This is a genomic window from Georgenia sp. (genome assembly GCF_054605595.1).
This window is the reverse complement of sequence record NZ_JBTSDU010000196.1, coordinates 1-3,550: the sequence shown is the minus strand read 5'-3', so window position 1 is coordinate 3,550 and position 3,550 is coordinate 1. Positions and strand designations below refer to the sequence as shown.

The following is a 3,550-nucleotide window of genomic DNA, read 5'->3' as shown; positions in this document are numbered from 1 at the left end:
GTGGACATGGACCTGTCGGCGCTGGAGCGAGGATTCAGCGACGCGGAGCGCCGCGAGCTAAACGACGCCGTGGACGCCGTGGTGGGCCGGGTGCGCCGCACTGATGGGGGCGACCCGATGGCGGCCGTGATGGAATGCGACGAGACGCGCCTGCGCCGCCTCGCCCGTGCGGCCATCGTCGGCACCGCCCATGCTGGCGCCCTCGCCGCCCAGGCGCGCGAGTCCGAGGGGCTGCGGGCCATAGCAGACAGCAACGCAGCCGCGAACCGGCAGGCGTGCGAGGCGGTGTGGGGACTCACCGCCGAGCGGGACACGCTGCGGGTGCGCGTGGCGGAGCTGGAGGGGGCCGGGGCCATCGCCCTGATCGCGGCCGAGCGCCGTCGCCAGGTGGAGGTTGAGGGCTGGACGCCGGAGCACGATGACGCGCATGACGCCGACGAGTTGGCCCGCGCTGCAACTGTCTACGCGATGCCTGCCGAGCCGCGCAGGCACTGGTCGGTGGTTCGTGGGGAGGGGCTTGGCGATTCGATGTGGCCGGCAGATTGGGGTCCATTCAAGCCGTCGCCCGACGACCGCGTGCGCGAGCTGGTGAAGGCCGGTGCGCTCATCGTCGCGGAGATCGAGCGACTGCACCGCGCCCGCGCCGCTGGGACGGGAGGGGCCGATGCGTGACCGGAGCGAGTTCGCCGAGCTGGTGGCAAGGCAGGAAGCGGCCGGCTTCGATCACATGATCTTGTCGGCCCGCCGGTCGCGCGCTCCGAAGGGCCGGCGGTGCAATCTGCTCCCCGGTCTCGCGGGCGAGTGCATGGGCTACGCGGACGGGGCTGCGATCATCAGCGTCCGAACGGCCGACGCGCGTGCGTGGCTGGACCGTCGCGCCTCTGAGTGCCCGGTCCACACTGACGAGGGAGGGGAGGATGCACGTCTGCCCTGACTGCCACCAAGCCTGCACATGCTGCGGCGATCTGGACGACATCATGTTCGAAGGTCCGCCGCGCGGGCTGCCGTGCGACTGCGATTGCGGCCCCTTCGACGGGGACCAAGGCGACTACGACTGGAGCGACGACGATGACTACGACGAGTGACCTGACCCCCGACGCCCGCGCGCGCATCGAGGCGGCGGTGGAAGCGGTTGCCGACGCGGCATACTCTCGCGGCTTTGAAGCGGTCGACTGCTCCGTCGATCGCGACGACGAGCTGTGGGGGGACGTGAAAGACGCCCGCGCCGCGCTCCTCGCCACCGTCGCCGCCCTCGTCTCCGAGGCCGTGGCGGCGGAACGGGCGAATGCGAACCCCCGGTTGACCGCGCTGCCTGAGCTGCTGCGGCGCGCGCTGCGGTCGGCGGGCTACCCGATGATCGCCGTAGCGACCTACCCAGAGCTATGGCGGCGCTTCGCCGGTCACGCGCCCGTTCTGCTCGTGCCTTCGCCCGAAGCCGATCCGGACGTCGCTCCCGCCCGCCCCCACCCTCACACCGAGGAGCCATGACCCTACTCGCTTCCGTCATCGCCTTCCTGTGGGGCCTAGCCGTGGGCCTCACCGTCGGCGCACTGTGGGCCGCTGGCCGCCCCCGCCGCCACACGTTCCTCGTCGGCCGGATCGTGCGGGAGGCCAACCCTCAGCCGGCTATCAATCCGGCGCAAACTGATAGCGACTCGCTCCGCGCCGCCCGGCTGGACGAGGCCCGGCGCCGGCTGTTCCGGGGCGCGGGGGATGAGCGCGAGGGGAGGCTGTCGGCATGAGGATGATCGCCCCGCGCACCGGCGCACCGGAGATCACGGTTGCAGAGGAGCAGCACGAGTACCTGCCGATCACCGTGGCGCTCTACGACCACCCGGACGGCGTACGCACCATCCTTGCCCGGTTCACGTTCACGCCAGAGGAGCGCGCGGCCGTCGCCGCCGGTGCTGACGTCTACTTCGGCCAGCTCAACTTCGGCGGGCCGATGACGCCGATCAACGCATGTGTCGGCGCTGGCGACTGGCAGGTGTCCACCACGGAGGCCCCGTGACCCTGCTCCCCGCCCCGGACGCCGACGCGCTCCGCCGCCTCGCTGCCGAACGGGTCGCGCGACGCGCCACGTCGCGTCAGACGGCCCCGGAGGCATCCACCCGCCCCGTTGCCCTTCCGCCGCCCGTTACGGCCGTGGCGACGGCAAGGGGCCGCAAGGCGACGGCGAAGCGGGGGGCGCGCACCCCGCCAATTCCGCCGGTTGCCCCCGGCCCCACCGTCCGCGTCGTCGGGATCGACCCCGGCGCATCCACGGGTCTCGTGTGCGTGGAGGTGCTGGTGGGCGCCCGTGGCCCTGACATGGAGCGCGCCCGGTGGGTGGGGCACGCGGTCGTCCACCCGTCCGCGTCGAAGCGGCTGACGGAACCGGAGCGGAAGGCGGCGCTTGCGGAGCGGATCGTGGCGCAGCTCCGGGAGTGGGCGCCGGGTGTGGTCGTGCTGGAGGAACCCGTGGATGCGACTGCGGCGTGGGCGAGCGGTGGCCGTAGGGTCGGCGCTGGCCGGTCGGGGTTCACGTCGTTCGGGCTCGGCTCTCACTACGGGCTCGCCGTGATGGCAGCCCGCATCGCTGCCCCCGACGCCCGGCTCCACGCGTACCCGGTCAACAATCACCGTGGGCGCCCCGGCTGGATGCAGGGCGGCGCCTCACGGCCGCAGTCGCGGGAGCGGACGATGGAGCGGCTACGGCCGATGGCGTGGGCGATGGGATGCGCCGACGAGCCGGGCGAGGACGTGCTGATGTCGTTCGGAGTGCTGACGTACCACCTGACATTTCATGCGGAGATCCCCAATGCAGCCTAGCCCCGCCCGACCAACCCGTCCGCCGCTCCCCGGGGCGCGCGTCAACTGCCCCGCCTGCGGCCAGAGCGCCTACCACGTCCGCGTCCCGACCGACGCCGAGATGCTGGCCGCCGGCACCGTCGTGGCCTTGCTCTACGGCCGCTGCACCGGCCTACTCCGGCGGGTGGCGACGAACGCAGGGCGGGCCGACACAGCCTGCGACACCTGGTTCCGCGTGGTCTGCCGCGTGGGCCGTGAGCCGGAGGTGGCGCGGATCGACGGGCAGCCGGGGCAGCCTGGGACGAGGGCCGCGTGACCCGACCCTTGGTGGTGTCGCTCTGCGACCGCACCGGGAATATGACCCGCCCTTGGGCTGAGTCGGGCGCCGAGTGTCTGTGCTTGGACGTGCAGCACTCCATCCGCGCGGACCGGGTGGAGGTGGTCGGCGCGGGCACGATCACGTACCGCTGGGCGGACGTGCGAAGCGTGACGCCGGACTGGTTCGACCGCCAGCCGGCCGCGGTGTTTGCCTTCCCGCCCTGCACGGACCTAGCTATCTCCGGCGCCCGTGACTTCAGGCGGAAGGGGATGCGCCGGCTGATCGACGCGATGGAACTGGTGGAGTCGTGTCGGCTGCTCTGCGAATTCAGCGGCGCGCCGTGGATGATCGAGAACCCGGTGGGTCGGCTGTCCACGCTGTGGCGGAAGCCTGACCACCTGTTCGATCCCTGCGACTACGGCGACCCGTACACCAAGCGGA

The 3,550-nt window shown here is 72.2% G+C and carries 5 protein-coding genes and 1 pseudogene; all 6 read left to right on the top strand.

Annotated elements, in window-relative coordinates; translation table 11 throughout:
* The coding region (locus ACYC1Z_RS14690) for a hypothetical protein (protein ID WP_461410259.1) at positions 1–672 on the top strand (672 nt) is incomplete at its 5' end.
* 396 nt (positions 673–1,068) lie between these two features.
* Positions 1,069–1,488 carry a hypothetical protein gene (locus ACYC1Z_RS14685; RefSeq protein ID WP_461410258.1) on the top strand — a complete coding sequence of 140 codons (420 nt, stop codon included), beginning with the start codon at positions 1,069–1,071 and terminating at the stop codon, positions 1,486–1,488.
* Positions 1,485–1,742: a hypothetical protein gene (locus tag ACYC1Z_RS14680; protein ID WP_461410257.1), complete on the top strand. Its 258-nt coding sequence runs from the start codon at positions 1,485–1,487 to the stop codon at positions 1,740–1,742. Before ACYC1Z_RS14685 ends, ACYC1Z_RS14680 begins: the two co-directional genes overlap by 4 nt.
* Complete coding sequence (locus ACYC1Z_RS14675; protein WP_461410256.1) at positions 1,739–2,011, top strand: hypothetical protein; 273 nt, start codon at positions 1,739–1,741, stop codon at positions 2,009–2,011. Before ACYC1Z_RS14680 ends, ACYC1Z_RS14675 begins: the two co-directional genes overlap by 4 nt.
* Positions 2,008–2,811: a RuvC family protein gene (locus ACYC1Z_RS14670; RefSeq protein WP_461410255.1), complete on the top strand. Its 804-nt coding sequence runs from the start codon at positions 2,008–2,010 to the stop codon at positions 2,809–2,811. Before ACYC1Z_RS14675 ends, ACYC1Z_RS14670 begins: the two co-directional genes overlap by 4 nt.
* Positions 2,812–3,189: 378 nt before the next feature.
* A pseudogene (locus tag ACYC1Z_RS14665) lies at positions 3,190–3,550 on the top strand (hypothetical protein); the annotation flags it as partial.